15 protein-coding genes, 1 other RNA gene and 2 pseudogenes are annotated in these 14293 nt (G+C 70.6%); 9 read left to right on the top strand and 9 right to left on the bottom strand.

Annotation, left to right across the window (positions count from 1 at the left end):
- Positions 1–6 precede the first annotated feature (6 nt).
- The 5 genes and pseudogenes from VIS07_01235 (at position 7) to VIS07_01215 (ending at position 4149) form a co-directional block, all read left to right on the top strand.
- Positions 7–666 carry a deoxynucleoside kinase gene (locus VIS07_01235; protein HEY8514117.1) on the top strand — a complete coding sequence of 220 codons (660 nt, stop codon included), beginning with the start codon at positions 7–9 and terminating at the stop codon, positions 664–666.
- 180 nt (positions 667–846) lie between these two features.
- Positions 847–1644 (top strand): annotated as a pseudogene (gene panB / locus VIS07_01230) (3-methyl-2-oxobutanoate hydroxymethyltransferase).
- Positions 1645–1713: 69 nt separating this feature from the next.
- Positions 1714–2550 (top strand): annotated as a pseudogene (gene panC / locus VIS07_01225) (pantoate--beta-alanine ligase).
- A 113-nt stretch (positions 2551–2663) separates the two neighbouring features.
- Positions 2664–3077 carry an aspartate 1-decarboxylase gene (gene panD, locus VIS07_01220; protein ID HEY8514116.1) on the top strand — a complete coding sequence of 138 codons (414 nt, stop codon included), beginning with the start codon at positions 2664–2666 and terminating at the stop codon, positions 3075–3077.
- A gap of 235 nt (positions 3078–3312) precedes the next feature.
- The gene (locus tag VIS07_01215) at positions 3313–4149 is read left to right on the top strand and encodes a GFA family protein (GenBank protein ID HEY8514115.1); all 837 of its coding nucleotides are present in this window, start codon (positions 3313–3315) and stop codon (positions 4147–4149) included.
- Positions 4150–4180: 31 nt separating this feature from the next.
- On the opposite strand, the gene VIS07_01210 is transcribed toward VIS07_01215, so the two are convergent.
- Complete coding sequence (locus tag VIS07_01210) at positions 4181–4507, bottom strand: hypothetical protein (GenBank protein HEY8514114.1); 327 nt, start codon at positions 4505–4507, stop codon at positions 4181–4183.
- A gap of 140 nt (positions 4508–4647) precedes the next feature.
- Here VIS07_01210 and smpB point away from each other — a divergent pair, with 140 nt between their 5' ends.
- The 3 genes from smpB to ssrA all read left to right on the top strand — a co-directional run bounded on the left by smpB (position 4648) and on the right by ssrA (position 6813).
- Positions 4648–5127 carry an SsrA-binding protein SmpB gene (smpB, locus tag VIS07_01205; protein HEY8514113.1) on the top strand — a complete coding sequence of 160 codons (480 nt, stop codon included), beginning with the start codon at positions 4648–4650 and terminating at the stop codon, positions 5125–5127.
- 212 nt (positions 5128–5339) lie between these two features.
- The gene (locus tag VIS07_01200; protein ID HEY8514112.1) at positions 5340–6329 is read left to right on the top strand and encodes a hypothetical protein; all 990 of its coding nucleotides are present in this window, start codon (positions 5340–5342) and stop codon (positions 6327–6329) included.
- Between the two features lie 127 nt (positions 6330–6456).
- Positions 6457–6813, top strand: a transfer-messenger RNA (tmRNA) gene (ssrA, locus tag VIS07_01195).
- A 129-nt stretch (positions 6814–6942) separates the two neighbouring features.
- Here the strand turns inward: ssrA and VIS07_01190 are convergent.
- The 4 genes from VIS07_01190 to VIS07_01175 all read right to left on the bottom strand — a co-directional run bounded on the left by VIS07_01190 (position 6943) and on the right by VIS07_01175 (position 9974).
- A complete protein-coding gene (locus VIS07_01190; GenBank protein HEY8514111.1) occupies positions 6943–7725 on the bottom strand; it encodes an SDR family oxidoreductase in 783 nt (260 codons plus the stop codon).
- A 10-nt stretch (positions 7726–7735) separates the two neighbouring features.
- Positions 7736–7882 (bottom strand): hypothetical protein, encoded by a 147-nt coding sequence (locus VIS07_01185; protein ID HEY8514110.1) that lies wholly within the window; start codon positions 7880–7882, stop codon positions 7736–7738.
- Positions 7883–7999: 117 nt separating this feature from the next.
- Positions 8000–8899: an RNA polymerase sigma-70 factor gene (locus VIS07_01180; GenBank protein ID HEY8514109.1), complete on the bottom strand. Its 900-nt coding sequence runs from the start codon at positions 8897–8899 to the stop codon at positions 8000–8002.
- Positions 8900–9038: 139 nt separating this feature from the next.
- On the bottom strand, positions 9039–9974 hold the full coding sequence (locus VIS07_01175) for a hypothetical protein (GenBank protein HEY8514108.1): 936 nt from the start codon (positions 9972–9974) through the stop codon (positions 9039–9041).
- 199 nt (positions 9975–10173) lie between these two features.
- Between VIS07_01175 and VIS07_01170 the strand changes: the two genes are divergently transcribed.
- Positions 10174–11262 (top strand): WYL domain-containing protein, encoded by a 1089-nt coding sequence (locus tag VIS07_01170; protein ID HEY8514107.1) that lies wholly within the window; start codon positions 10174–10176, stop codon positions 11260–11262.
- A 40-nt stretch (positions 11263–11302) separates the two neighbouring features.
- Here VIS07_01170 and VIS07_01165 read toward each other — a convergent pair whose 3' ends face one another.
- The 4 genes from VIS07_01165 to VIS07_01150 all read right to left on the bottom strand — a co-directional run bounded on the left by VIS07_01165 (position 11303) and on the right by VIS07_01150 (position 14015).
- Complete coding sequence (locus VIS07_01165) at positions 11303–11491, bottom strand: hypothetical protein (protein HEY8514106.1); 189 nt, start codon at positions 11489–11491, stop codon at positions 11303–11305.
- Positions 11492–11937: 446 nt separating this feature from the next.
- Entirely contained in the window at positions 11938–12609 is a 672-nt protein-coding gene (locus tag VIS07_01160; GenBank protein HEY8514105.1) for a hypothetical protein, read from the bottom strand.
- A 78-nt stretch (positions 12610–12687) separates the two neighbouring features.
- Positions 12688–13089, bottom strand: coding sequence for a cupin domain-containing protein (locus VIS07_01155; protein ID HEY8514104.1), 402 nt, complete (start codon positions 13087–13089; stop codon positions 12688–12690).
- 176 nt (positions 13090–13265) lie between these two features.
- Complete coding sequence (locus tag VIS07_01150) at positions 13266–14015, bottom strand: SDR family oxidoreductase (protein HEY8514103.1); 750 nt, start codon at positions 14013–14015, stop codon at positions 13266–13268.
- Positions 14016–14293: the final 278 nt, after the last annotated feature.

The following is a 14293-nucleotide window of genomic DNA, read 5'->3' as shown; positions in this document are numbered from 1 at the left end:
GGCGGGGTGAGCCGAGGACGGTACATCGTAGTCGAAGGGCCCATTGCCGTTGGAAAGACGTCGCTGGCGAAGATCCTCGCCGAGGAGTTCGATGCCGAGCTGGAGCTCGATCCGGCCGAGCACAACGAGTTCCTGCGTCCTTTCTACATGGCGCCCGACCGGCATGCGCTCGCGGCCCAGCTTCGCTTCCTGCTCTTGCGGCTCGAGCAGCAGGCGCGCATCGCGCAGCGTCGGGCCTCTGGCGACGACCGCGCGGTGGTCTGCGACTACCTCCTGGCCAAGGACGAGATTTTCGCGCGCCTCACGCTGGCCAAGCCCGAGTACGAGCTGTACCGGGCGATCGCCGGCGCGCTGGCGCAAAACAGCCACCCAGAGCTGCGGAAGCCCGACCTCGTGGTCTACCTCGAGGCGAGCGCCGAAGTTCTGCAAAGACGGCTTCGCAAGCGAAACCGGGACTACGAGCGCCGAATCGCGCCGGAGTACCTGCGCTCGCTGGCAGAGGCGTACAGGAACTACTTCCACTCGTATGACGACGCGCCCCTGTTGGTCGTGAACAGCTCCATGATCGATTTTCTCGGGAACGGCGACGAACGCGTCGACCTGCTCCGAGAGATCAGGAGCGTCCGCAAAGGGGTGCAGCACTACATACCGCTGGGATCCAGGTAACCGTCGCAGCCCGCTCGTGACCGAGCGGCGGCGACCGAGACTGGACCGGGACGGGTAGGGGGCACGACAGCCCCAGACGCCACGCCGTGGCCGAGGCCTGTCGAGCTCGCGAGCGCCGAGCGACGTGCGCATGCGTCGATCGCTCTCACGGCCTTCCGACCGGTCCGGGAGGATTGATCCGTGAGAACGAAGATCACCGTCCCGGACGTTCGACGAGCGAAGGGAACGCGTCGCCTGACGATGGTGACGGCGTACGACTGCACCTTCGCGCAGCTGATCGACCGGGCAGGCATCGACATGCTTCTCGTCGGCGATAGCCTCGGGATGGTCGTGCAGGGCGAGGAATCGACCCTGCCGGTCACCCTCGACGAGATGGCCTACCACGTCCGGCTGGTCGCCCGGGCGCGGACCAACGCGCTGGTCATCGGCGACCTGCCGTTCCTGTCCTACCAGACCAGCCGACGCGACGCGCTCGAGAGCGCCGGCAAGCTGATCAAGGCCGGCGCCGAGGCGGTCAAGCTCGAGGGCGGACGCGCGCAGGCGGCGACGATCCGCGCGCTCGTGCGCGCCGACATCCCGGTCGTCGGCCACATCGGCCTCACGCCGCAGAGCGTCCACCGCATGGGCGGCCACAAGGTGCAGGGCCGCGACGACGAGAGCCGCAAGCGGCTGCTCGACGACGCGCGCGCCGTGGCCGATGCGGGCGCGTTCGCGGTGGTGGTCGAGGGCGTGCCGCTCGAGCTCGGCCGCGAGATCACGGCGGCGATCGACATCCCGACGATCGGCATCGGCGCGGGGCCGTTCTGCGACGGCCAGGTGCTGGTGATGCACGACCTGCTCGGGCTCGCGACCGAGGAGCGCAAGGCGCCGCGCTTCGTGCGCCGCTACGCCGGCCTCGGCGCGCAGGTGACCGCGGCGGTGCGCGCGTACGCCGACGACGTGCGCGCGGGCGGCTTCCCGTCGGACGCCGAGTCGTACCACGCGCCGCGCGCGAAAAACGGCGAGCGCGACGCCGCCGAGGCCGCGGTCGCCGCGCCCGGCAAGCGCATGCTCGAGATCGAGCGCGTCGCCGAGATGCAGGAGTGGGCCGATCGCCAGCGTGCGCTCGGGCTGCGCATCGCCTTCGTGCCGACCATGGGCTACCTGCACGAAGGCCACCTGTCGCTGGTGCGCGCGGCGCGCGCGCGCGGCGACCGGGTCGTGGTCTCGATCTTCGTCAACCCGATCCAGTTCGATCGCGAGGAGGACCTGATCTCCTACCCGCGCGATCCGGAGCGCGATCGCCGCTTGCTCGAGGAAGCGGGCGTCGACGTGCTGTTCGCGCCGCAGGCGCAGGAGATGTACCCGGAGGAGTTCGTCACCGCGGTCGCCGTCGATCGCTTGACGGACGGGATGTGCGGCGCGCACCGTCCCGGTCACTTCCGCGGCGTGACCACGGTGGTCGCGAAGCTCTTCCACGCCGTCAAGCCGCACGTCGCGGTGTTCGGCGAGAAGGACTTCCAGCAGCTTGCGGTCGTGCGCCGCATGGTGCGCGACCTCGACTTCGGCATCGAGATCGTGGCCGGTCCGACGGTGCGCGAGGCGGACGGGCTCGCGATGTCGAGCCGCAACGCGCGGCTGTCGCCGACCGGTCGCGAGGCGGCGCGCTGCGTGCCGGCGGCGCTCGACGCGGCGCGGCTCGCGGTGGCGCGCGGCGCGCGCAGCGCCGACGAGGTCGCGGGCGCGGTCGCGCGCGTGATCGCAGCCGAGCCGCGGGCGCGGCTCGAGTACGCGGTGCTGTGCGATCCGACGTCGCTCGAGCCCGTCGAGCGCGTCGACCGGGCCGCGCAGCTCGCGGTCGCCGTGTGGGTCGACGGCGTACGTCTGATCGACAACGCGCTCGTCGACCCGAGCGACACCTCGCCGGCGCGCATCGCGCGTCACGAACCTTCGATGATCCATCCGACTGCACGGGCGCAGGCGCTCGTCCCGTCGCTCGAGAACCGCTGAGGCGCACGATGCTCGAGATTTCGCAGAAGAAGCAGAACGACCGTCCCCTGCCGGTGCGCAAGATGCTGCGCGGCAAGATCCACCGCGCGACCGTCACCGACGCGAACCTCAACTACGAGGGCTCGATCACGATCGACAAGACGCTGATGGAGGCGATGGACCTCCTCGAGTTCGAGTCGGTGCACGTCTGGGACGTGAACAACGGCGAGCGCTTCGAGACCTACGTGCTCGAGGGCGAGCGCGACTCGGGCGTGATCTGCGTCAACGGCGCGGCGGCCCGCAAGGTCGCGCCCGGCGACCTGATCATCATCGGCGCGTTCACCTGGCTCGACGAGGAGAGCGCGCGTCGGCACCAGCCGAAGATCGTGATGGTCGACGAGCGCAACCGCGTCAAGCAACCGCCGCTGCTGCAGTCGGCGTGACGCGTTGAAGAGCGGGGCGCGCGCTCCGGCGCGCGCCCCGGGCAGCACGGCCGTGCGCGCGCGGCGGTGTCCGAACGCCTGGCGCGTATCCGCCGTGCTCGCGCGCCGCGGGCACGCGTGACGCTCGGGCGCGCGCGCGATACGACAGGTCCACGCTCGTCGAAGCAGCGCGGCGCGTGCACTCTGTCCTTGACCGCTCGGATGTGGCGTATGTGTGGCGCCAAGGAGGTGCGTCATGCGAGGACGCTGTCTGTGCGGGGACATCGCCTGGGAGGGAACGGGCGAGGGCGAGCTGGTTCACCACTGCCACTGCGGCATGTGCCGCAAGTCGTCGGGGACGGCGTTCACCACGATGGGCGCCTTTCCCGCCGCGAGCTTCCGCTTCGTGCGCGGCGCGGATCGCGTGGCGCGCTACCAGACGTCGCCCGGCGGCCAGCGCTGCTTCTGTCCGCGCTGCGGCTCGAGCGTGCCGGGCGCGCCGTTCGAGGACCGGGTGTTCGTCCCGTTCGGCAACCTCGAGGACGATCCTGGCGGACGTCCGACGGTGCACATCTTCGTCGCGCACAAGGCGCCCTGGTACGAGATCACCGACGATCTGCCGCGCTTCGACGCCTACCCGCCGGGCTACGGCGAGGCGCTGTCGCCGCCGGCGTCGGTCACGCAGGCGGATCCCGTGCGCGGGAGCTGCCTGTGCGGCGCGATCGCGTACACCTTCACGGGTCCGGTCGACGCGTGGAACAACTGCCACTGCTCGCGCTGCCGCTTCGCGCGCGGCGCGGCGCACGCGTCGAACCTCTTCGTGAGCGTCGAGCGCTTCTCCTGGACGCGCGGCGGCGACCTCGTGGCCGCGTACAAGGTTCCCGAGGCGGAGCGCTTCGGGCAGAACTTCTGCCCGACCTGCGGCGGCAAGGTGCCGCGCGTCAACACCCAGCGCGGCTACGTCACGATCCCCGCCGGCAGCCTCGACGACGACCCCGGGGTGCGCCCCGCGCGCCACATCTACGTCGACTCGAAGGCGCCGTGGTTCGAGATCACCGGCGACCTGCCGCGCTTCGCCGAGATGCCGGCTTGAGGTGCGCGAGCGCGAGCTCGGCGCGACGTCCTCAGGCGCGCGCGTAGTCGCGCGCGATCCGCGCCGCGGCGAACAGCGCCACGGCGAGCATCAGGATCCCGGTGACGACTTGCCCGCCGACCACGGCGAGCGTCAGCGCGCCGAACACCATCACGCCGAGCAGGCCCAGGGTGATCAGCAGCGCGGGCGCCGCCGCGCGCCACTCGCCGGCCTGCAGCAGGTGCTTGAGCCCCGCGACGCCTCGTCCGGCGCGGCGCTCCGCCTCGCTCGGCGCGCGGCTCTTGGCGAGCACGTTGGCGGCGATGCCGAACAGCAGCGCGAGCAGGCTCGCGAGCGTGAGGAGGACGAGCGGATGCACTGCCTTTCGATTGAGCCCCGAAGCCGGGCGGCGACGCAAGCGCTTCCGAGCGCGCCGGGGGCCTCCACCGTGGCGCGGATCGTCGCGGAGGACGCACGGGCAGTCGCCGAGAGCGCGCGCTCCTGTTAGCGAGAGCGCGCATGGCCCGCGAGAGCGGTGAGAAAACGATCGCGGTCAACCGCAAGGCGCGACACGACTACTTCATCGACGAGACGGTGGAGGCGGGCATCGTCTTGCTCGGCTCCGAGGTGAAGTCGCTGCGCGAGGGCAGGGTGAACCTGAAGGACTCCTACGCGCGCATCACCAAGGACGGCGAGGCGGTGCTGATCGGCGTGCACATCTCGCCGTACGGCTTCACGACCCGCGACGTCCCGGAGCCCGACCGTCAGCGGAAGCTGCTCCTGCACCGCGCGGAGATCGATCGACTCGCCGGCAAGACGCGCGAGCGCGGCTACACGCTCGTGCCGACCCGCATGTACTTCAAGAACGGCCGGGCGAAGGTCGAGATCGGGCTCGCGCGCGGCAAGGAGCGCCACGACCGTCGTGAGGCGGTGCGCAAGGCGGAGAGCAAGCGCGAGATCGACCGCGCGCTGAAGGCGCGGCAGCGCCAGCGCGGCTAGCGCGGCGGAGGGCGCTCGCCCGATTTCGGCGCGGGCCAGGCTCTCCGGCCGCGGAGATCACTCGACCGTCCGGTGCGAACGGCGCTCGCCCGGGCTGCGCGTTTGCTGTGCGCGGCGAATTCGCGACGTCTCTAACGTTCTCCTCGACGAACGCCGAATCCTCGAATGGGCTGCCGCCTCACGCGGCGTAATCGATGGCCCAGGAGGATTCGATGAGTAGGAGATGGATCGGGAGCCGGGCGTCGATTGCGCTTGTGGCGCTGGCGGCGGTGCTCGGAACGGCGACGGTTGGAAGCGCGCAGGTCGAGGCTCCGGAGGCCGAGGCGGCTGGGCAGGGAACGACGGTACGCAGCTGCCTGACGACGATCAAGACGAACATCGGGCCTGTCCGGGTCTTTCGCAAGCTCGGCCCCAAGCAGACCTGCCCGCCGGGCGAGGAGTACTACACCTGGGAGCGGACCGGCTTTCAGTGGCGCGACGCCTGGCAGCCCGACGTCACCTACAAGATCAACGACGCGGTCAGCTTCGGCGGGACGAGCTTCCTGAGCCTGATCGACGACAACGTCGACAACCCGCCCGACGAGAGCCCGCACGCCTGGGCGATCCTGGCCCTCGAGGGCGAGACGGGGCCGACCGGTCCCACCGGCCCGACGGGTCCCACGGGTCCGACGGGTCCCACGGGCCCGACCGGTCCGGACGGGATGATGGGTCCCGCCGGGCCGACCGGCGATCCGGGCCCCACGGGGCCGACCGGTGCGACGGGCGCCACGGGTCCCACCGGGCCGACCGGTCCCACCGGTGCGACGGGCCCGACCGGCCCGCGCGGCCTGGTGGTGATCATCATCGTCGTCGCCTCGGACGTGACCTTGCCGGACGAGACGACCCGCTACGTTGCGATCGGCTCCGGGCGCTTGGAGGAAGATCCGCTCTCGGCCTCGTCGCCGCTGCCCGTGGGCGGAACGATCGGCAACCTGCGAGTGCGCCTGACGACGGCGAGCTCCGATTCGGTGCAGGTCCGCGTCATGGTGAACGGCCAGGCGACCTCCCTCGCGTGCGAGGTCGATGCGTTCAGCCAGACGTGCAGCGACACCGCGAACGAGGTCGTGGTCGACCCGGGCGACCTGGTGACGATCGAGGTCCAGACGGGCGACGTCACGAGCCCCCACGTCCACGCGTCGTTCACGCTGTCGGGCGAGGAGTGATCTTCACGCCGAGCGGCGCGGAGTGAGCTGCGGCGGGCCGGGGCGGAGATCCCTCCGGCCCGCCGTTTCGCGCCCGAGGGTGGCGCGAGCGCCCGAAGCGCCTTATAGTGAACGTGTCCTTCGAAACGGGGGCGACCTGGTTTCGACGGAGGTTGACGAAGTCGAGAGTTGCACGCCGAGGTTCCGGTTGGCCTCGTTAAACAGCCGGACTGCTTAACCGCAGACAACGATCAGTACCTCCTCGCGGCCTAAGTCCGTGAGGCGCTCGTCCGACCCTCTCCCGCGGGGTTGAAGCGAGCGTCGCCAATGCGGGATCGGAGGCGAGCTGCCGCCGGGAGGCTCGCGACCTAAATCTCTCCTGGCTGGTCCCCGAGGAGCCCGCTCACGGGCGCCGAGGCGGATGACGACAAATCGTGAGCTAAGCGTGTAGGAGCTTTCGGCCGAGCGCCTTCGGACGGGGGTTCAATTCCCCCCGCCTCCACTGGTTGCGAAGCGAACCGCCCTCTGGGCTTCCGTCTCGACGATGCGTCGGGCGCGTGGTCCAGAGGGCGGTTTCGTTTTGCCCCGTCTCGAGCGACGGCACGCCTCGTCGCGTCATACGGCGGCTGGCTCCTCAGGAAACCTCGAGGCCGCCGTCGATCGTCACGACCTGACCCGTGACCCAGGCGGATCTCGGATCGGCGAGCTGCACGATCCAGCGCGCCACCTCCGCCGGTACACCGCGCCGTCCGAGCGGGATCTGTCTCGCCTCCTCGCGCTCAAGCGCCGCGGCCTCCTCGCGCGACATGCCCATCATCCCGGTCAACGCACCGGACTCGGTCGGGCCCGCGGCCACCGCGTTGACCCGCACGCCGAGCGGTGCCAGCTCGAGCGCCCAGCAGCGCGTCAAGTGCTCGAGCGCCGCCTTGCTCGCCGCGTAGTGCGAGAGCGTCGCCGCCGGCTTGTGGCCGAAGGTGCTCGACACGTTGACGATCGCGCCCTTCGCAGCCGCGAGGTGCGGCAGCGCGGCCGCCGCGAGGAGGCTCGGGCCGATGACGTTGACGGCGAAGATGCTCGCGATGCGTTCCGCCGTCGCGTCAGCGAGCGGCAGGATCGCGCCCGCGCCTGCGTTGTTGACCAGCACGTCGAGGCGTCCCCAGGTCTCGATCGCGGTCGCGACGGTGCGCGCGGCGTCCTGCGGCATGGCGACGTCGGCGACGAGACCGACCACGTCGGGATGCTCGGCGGCCGTCGCCTCGAGCGGCTGCGCGCGTCGACCCGTGACCACGACGCGCGCGCCGCGGGCCGCGAGGTCGAGCGCCGTCGCCCGCCCGATGCCGGAGCTGCCGCCGGTCACGATTGCCACCGTGTCCTGCAGCGCTGAAGCCTCTCCACGCCTCTCGCCGTGCGCTTCCATCGCGGCGCCCCTAGCGCGCCGCCCACGCCGACGGATCGGCGAAGCGGATCGTCGTGACGCGCACCGGGCGGGCCTGTGCCGGCGATGTGTGCCATCGCGCGCGAAGGACCTCGACCCAGGCTGCAGCCAACGCGCCGGTCACGCCGCGGATCTTCATGATCGTCTCCTTTCGTCGTTCGGCGACGCGCGACGCCGTGTGCGCGCGTCGCGCTCTCGACGAGCAGGACCAGCGAGCATGGTCTTTCGTGACGCGCTCGACCCGCGCGCGCGTCGTTCAGGCCGTGCGAGGCACGCGGGCAAACGCCAGCTTCGCCGGGTTCATCACCCAGAACACACGGTCGATCCCGCCGCTCGACGCACCGACCGTCAGCACGGCGTACGGCGCGCCTTCACGCTCGATCAAGACCGCGCCATGGCCGTTCGCGTCGAGCGGCTCGACGCTCGCGTCCAGCCAGAGCCAACGTGCGATCGCTGCGTGGAAGCGTGCGACGCGGCTGATTCCCACGACCGGCTTGCGCGCGGCCCGCACGACACCCCCGCCGTCGGAGTAGCTTACGACGTCGGCGGTGAAGAGGCGCTCGAGCGCCCCGAGATCACCATCCTTGGCGGCGGCGAGGAACGCCTCGAGGAGACGGCGCTGCTCACTCGCGGGCGCCGGACCGCGCCTGTCGTTCGCGAGGCGCTTGCGAGCGCGGCTCGCGAGCTGACGCGCGTTCGCCTCGCTCACCGAAAGCATCTCGCCGATCTGCGCGTACGCGTAGTCGAAGGCTTCGCTCAGGACGTAGGCTGCGCGTTCCGCGGGCGCGAGCTTCTCGAGCAGCAGCAGGGTCGCGATCTCGAGCGCCTCGCTGCGCTCGGCGCCGAGCGCAGGGTCGTTCGTCGTATCGACCGGCTCCGGCAACCACGGCCCGATGTAGGTCTCGCGGCGTGCGCGCGCCGATTGCGCGACGTTGATCGCGAGGCGCGTGGTCGTCGTGACGAGGAACGCGGTCGCGTCGAGGACGACGCTCCGATCCGCACCCTGCCAGCGAAGCCACGCGTCTTGCACGACGTCGTCGGCTTCGGCGGCGCTGCCGAGCATGCGGTAGGCGACTCCGAAGAGCCGGCCGCGCAGCGCCGTGAACGTGGCCGCCGCGTCGTCACGCTCCGCGCCCGGGACGTCCTTGGGGTCCATCGCCAGGGGCGAGCGTATCCCCGGGGCGGAGGTACACCAATCGCGTTCGCGCGCGGCGCGGAGAAAAGTGACGCGCGCGTCGCGAACGCGATTGGCGAGGCGTTCGGTAGAGCGTGGGACGCCGTCCGGGGGAGGCTCCTCACAACGCCGGCCACCAGCACCCTTCGCACGGCGCGCGCCGCGCTCGCGTGCTGTGCGTCGCGATGAGCGCCCCGTCGTCGGCAGGGCTCGCGTCTTCCAGCGGCGGCGCCGAGGCGACGGCCGCCTCGATCACGTCGGTCTCTTCCGCGACACGCGGCTCGTCGACCAGCTCGAAGACGTCCCCGCGCTCACCGTGCTCCGCAAGAGCGATCGCGGCCTTATCGAGGATGGCGTGCTCGGTCGCGTCCGGCGGACGGTTCGGCAGCCCGAGCTCGCGCAGCTCGTCGGCGTCGATCACGAAGCCGTGCGACGGGTAGTTGTGGATGAGGCGGTGGACGAGTTGCGCGTGCCGCTCGCGCGGAACGTCCGGGCGGTAGCGCGCGAGGATCCGCCGCGCGTATTCGGAGCCGAGCTCGAGGCCGCGCGCCGCCTCGGCGACGCGGATCGGATCGATCTTGGCGTAGATCGGCCCGAACAGGCTCGCGGTGAGCTCGCTCGCCTTCGTGCCCGCGTCGAACGGGCTCATGCGGCTTTGATTGACGACGCGGCGAGCGGCGTCGTCGTACGCGTCGAGGGCCATGAGCTGCAGCTGCTCGACGGCCTTGAACAGCGCGAGCCGCGAGGTGTTGAGCGGGAAGTCGGCCTGCTGGCGCTCGTCGCACTGCGCGTCGAGCGGCCCGAGCTCGCCGAGGTCGCCGAGGACGAGCTCGTCCGCGGCGAGGCAGAGCAGCGTCGCCGCGCTCTTGGCGATCAGCGGCACGAACACCGCGAGGTGCTCGAAGCGCTTCCGCAGCTCGCGGGCCATGATGTAGGCCGCGTCGATGTCGCCGCCGCTGCTGCAGAACAGCACGTCGAGCGCGTCGCCGCGCTTGCTGCCGAGCGTCTCGCGCAGCGTGAGCACGTCCCAGCGCTGCATGGTGGGGGCGACGAGCACCAGGCACGGGCGGGAGCGGTGCGCGCGCAAGGCCGCTGCTTGCTCGAGGATCCGCTGGGTCGGGTCAACTTGTTTCTCTTCGTCTGCCGGCAAGTGCACCTCCTTGGTTGCTGACGTCTGACAGAGTCTTGTACATCGGGGCGCGGCCAACGGCTGTCCGCGACGAAGCGGACGCTCAGCGGACGAAGATGGGAGTGGGATGAGCAGCGGAAGGAAGCCGACCTACGGCGCGGCGACACGCCTCGCGCGAATCGTGTACGGGCTCGTCGAGCGGCCTTTCGGCTGGAGCCTGAAATCGATCGCTGACGAGCTCGGCATCGCCGAGCGCACGGTGAATCGCTACGTCGAGGCCTGTCGCGAGGAGCTCGTCGATCCGACGGGCGCGCCGCTGATCGAGGTCGAGACGCGCGGCGGCAAGCGCGTGCTGCGCCTCGCGTCGAAGGGCAAGCCGCCCGAGGCCGGCGCGTGGGCCGCGGTGTCGTTCTTCTTCACCTGGTCGATGATCCGCTTCCTCGAGGGCACCGTGCTCGATCAGGGCATGGACCTGCTGTGGAAGAAGATGCTCAACAGCCTGCCGCTGTCGCAGCGCGAGCGGCTGCGCGACATCGACCGCAAGTTTCACGTCCTCGCCTTCGTGCCCAAGGACTACCGCAAGCACGACGCGACGATCGGGGAGCTCATCAAGGCGCTGGTCGATCAGTACCGGCTGCAGATCGACTACGGCGGACTGCTCGGCGAGGGTCGCGTGCACGAGGTCGAGCCCTACACGCTGCTCGGCTACCGCGGTGGCCTCTACCTGCTCGGCAAGAGCAACCACGGGCAGCGCGTGCTCTGGTTCGCGGTCGAGCGCATGCGCGCGGTGACGCCGGTCAACGGCGAGGATGGCAAGCCCGTGCGGTTCACGTACCCGAAGGGCTTCCGCCCCGAGCGCTACACCGCAGGAATGTTCGGCGTCGTCGAAGGTCCGGAGAGCGAGGTCGAGCTCCTGATCCTCAACGCCGAGACCGAGGCCTACCTTCGCCAGCGTACGGTGCACCCGTCGCAGCGGATCACGCGTCGCAGCGACGGCCGCGCCGTGCTGACGCTCAAGGTGCGCGGCACGGTCGAGCTCGCGAACTGGATCATGAGCATGTCGCCGTGGGTCGAGGTGCTGCGTCCGGCGGAGCTGCGCGCGGAGATCGCGGAGCGGATCGCTTCCGCGGCGCGACGGTACGGGGCGACGCGCCGCGATGCCGCGAGGTCCTCATCGGGTCGAGACGAGCCGACCGATCACGCGGCGCGAGCGTAGGAAGCCTGCTGACGTTCAGGCAGGCGGGGCTGTTGCGGCGTCACGCCGGCGCGAGGTCGACGAGCAGCATGGCGTGGTCGGGCAAGCCGACGCGCCCGGTGCTCGCGTGGGCGTCGAGCGCGTGGAAGTCCCAGGAGTACGCGACGTCGTCGCAGCGAAGCGTCGACGTGTGGAAGGCGAGGTCGATCCGCGGACCCCTGCCGCCGGAACGCGACGACGTCGACGTCACCGTCGGTGAGACGCACGTGGAGGAAGTTCGGCGGTAGCGTCGTGGATCTCGCTCGGGGCCGTGAGCGTTCCCGGAGCGACCGGCCGGCGAGTGGCGACGCGCACCTGATTGCTGCGCTTGACGCGAATCGTGATCGCGCGGTGGCCGAGGCGTGTCTCTCGTCATCGCGCGAAAGAACGTTCCGCGTGATCCCACGCGAGATCGGCGACGCCGCGGAACGCGCTGGTCTCGAGTGGTTACTGGTTGCCGATTCCCGACGAGCGCGGTCACACCTATGGCGCGAAAGCTTTCGATGTCGCGTCGCAGCGCACCGCGATCGTGCGCCGGCGCACCGGGGCAGGGCGACATGCCGATGGCACCGCCGCCAGGAGCCTCGACGAAGGGGATCAACTGCCCGCCCATCGCAAGTCATCCGATGGAATCCGACATCGTCGCAGCGTCCGGAGTCAGTCGAGCTGCACCGACCGCTCGGTGTACTCGTCGAGCATGGCCTCGCTCGCTCCGACCAGATCAGCCGGCCCGAACGGCGCGCCAGCCTTCGTCGCCCGCGTGATCGCGCGGCGGTATCCGGCGCGCGCCGCGTCGAGCAGATCCGGATCGCAGATCGTGACCGTGCACCAGCGAACGTCCGAAACGTACTCGGCTGCATGGAACCTCACTCCCCGGCTGGCGAGGAGCTCCTCGATCACGGCGCGTCGGATCTCGAGATCGGCGGACGGCTGCGCGTGGGCGAGCAGCAGGACGGGCTCGTCCGGTTGCTCGGGATCGCCGATGGCGATGAAGAGCGAGCTTCCGTCGCGCAGCTCGAGCCGTTCGACAGAGGACGTCCACGTACCCGCCAGCGAAGCCCAGTTGGTGATGACCGCCTCGGTCGTGACGTGCCAGAGCCGAGCACGCCGGTCGAACAACCGCGCGACGCGGTCGCGGGCGTCGAGCCAGGCATCGAAATCCTTGTTTTCGATGGCGCGCTCGAGCTCGCCTAGGTCTGCTCTGTAGGCCCAGCTCACCGGCTCGTCCGCGATGCGGACGGCGGTGTCACCGAACCGTCGCCAGGTCGTCCGCAGGGTGCTGCGCGCAAGCTGCTCGATGTACCAAACTCCGATCTTCTGACGCGTCACGGGGGCGGGCTCCTCTCGCGTGTCGATGACGCGGGAGCTTAGCCCGGCGTGGGGACAGAGGTTGTCCGCCGCCCCGTATCAGGGCTCGACGACCTCGAGCAGCGGCGTCCCGCGATCCTTCACCAGCACCACGACGAACTTCGCAGGCTTCGTGTCACTCGTATTCCGCCCCACCGCGTGCACGCGGCCCGGCTCTTCGTAGAACGTCTCGCCGGCCTCGAGCGTCACCTTCTGGCCGCCCTCCATCTGCATCTCGATCGTCCCTTCGAGCACGTAGAGGAACGCGGCGCCGTCGTGGCGATGCACGGGGTCGACGGCGCCGGGCGCGTAGTCCACCGTGATCATCGTGACCTCCTTGCCAGGGACGTTCGGGAGCGCCTGCGTCATGAGCTCCGTGACGCGTCCCGCCTCGCCGGCGCGCGCCTCGTCCGCCGACGCGATCACGACCGAGGCGACGGCGACCACGACCAACGTGCACAACAGCGCGACCGAACGCGTCGCGCCGCGCGAGCCACGAAGAATGAGAGCCGACCGATTCGCCATGCGTCGCCTCCTCGGCAAGCGGACCGGACGCGCGAAGGAGACCGCGTGCACGCGCACGGCGCACGCCGCCCGTCCTGCGCGCACCATGTGAACGTCGCTCGGAGCCAGCAGCGTCAGTGCGCGACCCGCGGCAACCACTCGGCGAACCGCGTCGGCGCGAGCCGCGCGTCGTCGCCGGCGACGAGCGACTCGTCGTCCGCCGGCGTGCCGAAGTAGAGCGCCTCCGGGTCCGCGACCACGGGACGGTCGTCGCCGCGCGCGTGCAGCACGCGGCGCGCGAGGCCGTCGAGCCGCAGGCGCTCGGGACCGGCGACCTCGGCCATGCCCTGCAGCGGCTTGCCGCACGCGACGTCGGCGAGCGCCGCCGACACATCACGCGCCGCGATCGGCTGCATCAGGATCGGCGGTACGTGCACCGCGGTGCCGTCGAAGCCGGCGTCGGCGACCTGTCCGAGGAACTCGAAGAACTGCGTCGCGCGGAGGATCGAGTACGGCACGGGGCCGTTCTCGATCAGCTCCTCCTGCGCGACCTTGGCGCGGAAGTAGCCGCTCTCGGGCATGCGCTCGCAGCCGACGACGGAGAGTGCGACGTGATGCTGCACGCCGGCCTTTCTTTCCGCTGCGAGCTGGTTGCGCGTCGAGGTCTGGAAGAAGCGCATCACGTCGTCGTCGGCCCACGACGGCGAGTTGGTGACGTCGACCACGACGTCGGCGCCGTCAAGCACATCCGCGAGGCCCTCGCCGGTCAGCGTGTCGACGCCCGAGCGCGGCGAGGCCGACACGACCGTGTGTCCGCGCTCGCGAAGGATCTCGACGAGGCCGCTGCCAATGAGCCCGTTGCCACCGATGACCACGATCTTCATGGATTTTCCCTTCGTCGGCAGGCGAGGTGGGCGCCGCGCGGCCCGTGCTCCTCGCAGTGCGAATACGAAAAGGAAGACCAGGTAGCAGCACGTTTCGTGACAGGAGACGCGCACGAGGGCGCCGGAGCATCAGCGCGACGCGACCGCAGCGACCACGAAGACGACGCCGACGTCACGCAGACGCCAACGCACGCGTCACGATGCCGAAAGGATCGCCAGAGCTGCCGACATAGCGTCACGGTGCCGACATCCGATCAGGCGCGTGATCCGCAACGACG

The sequence above is a fragment of the Candidatus Binatia bacterium genome (assembly GCA_036563615.1).
Classification (GTDB): domain Bacteria; phylum Desulfobacterota; class Binatia; order UBA12015; family UBA12015; genus DATCMB01.
This window is presented reverse-complemented; position numbering and strand designations above follow the sequence as displayed.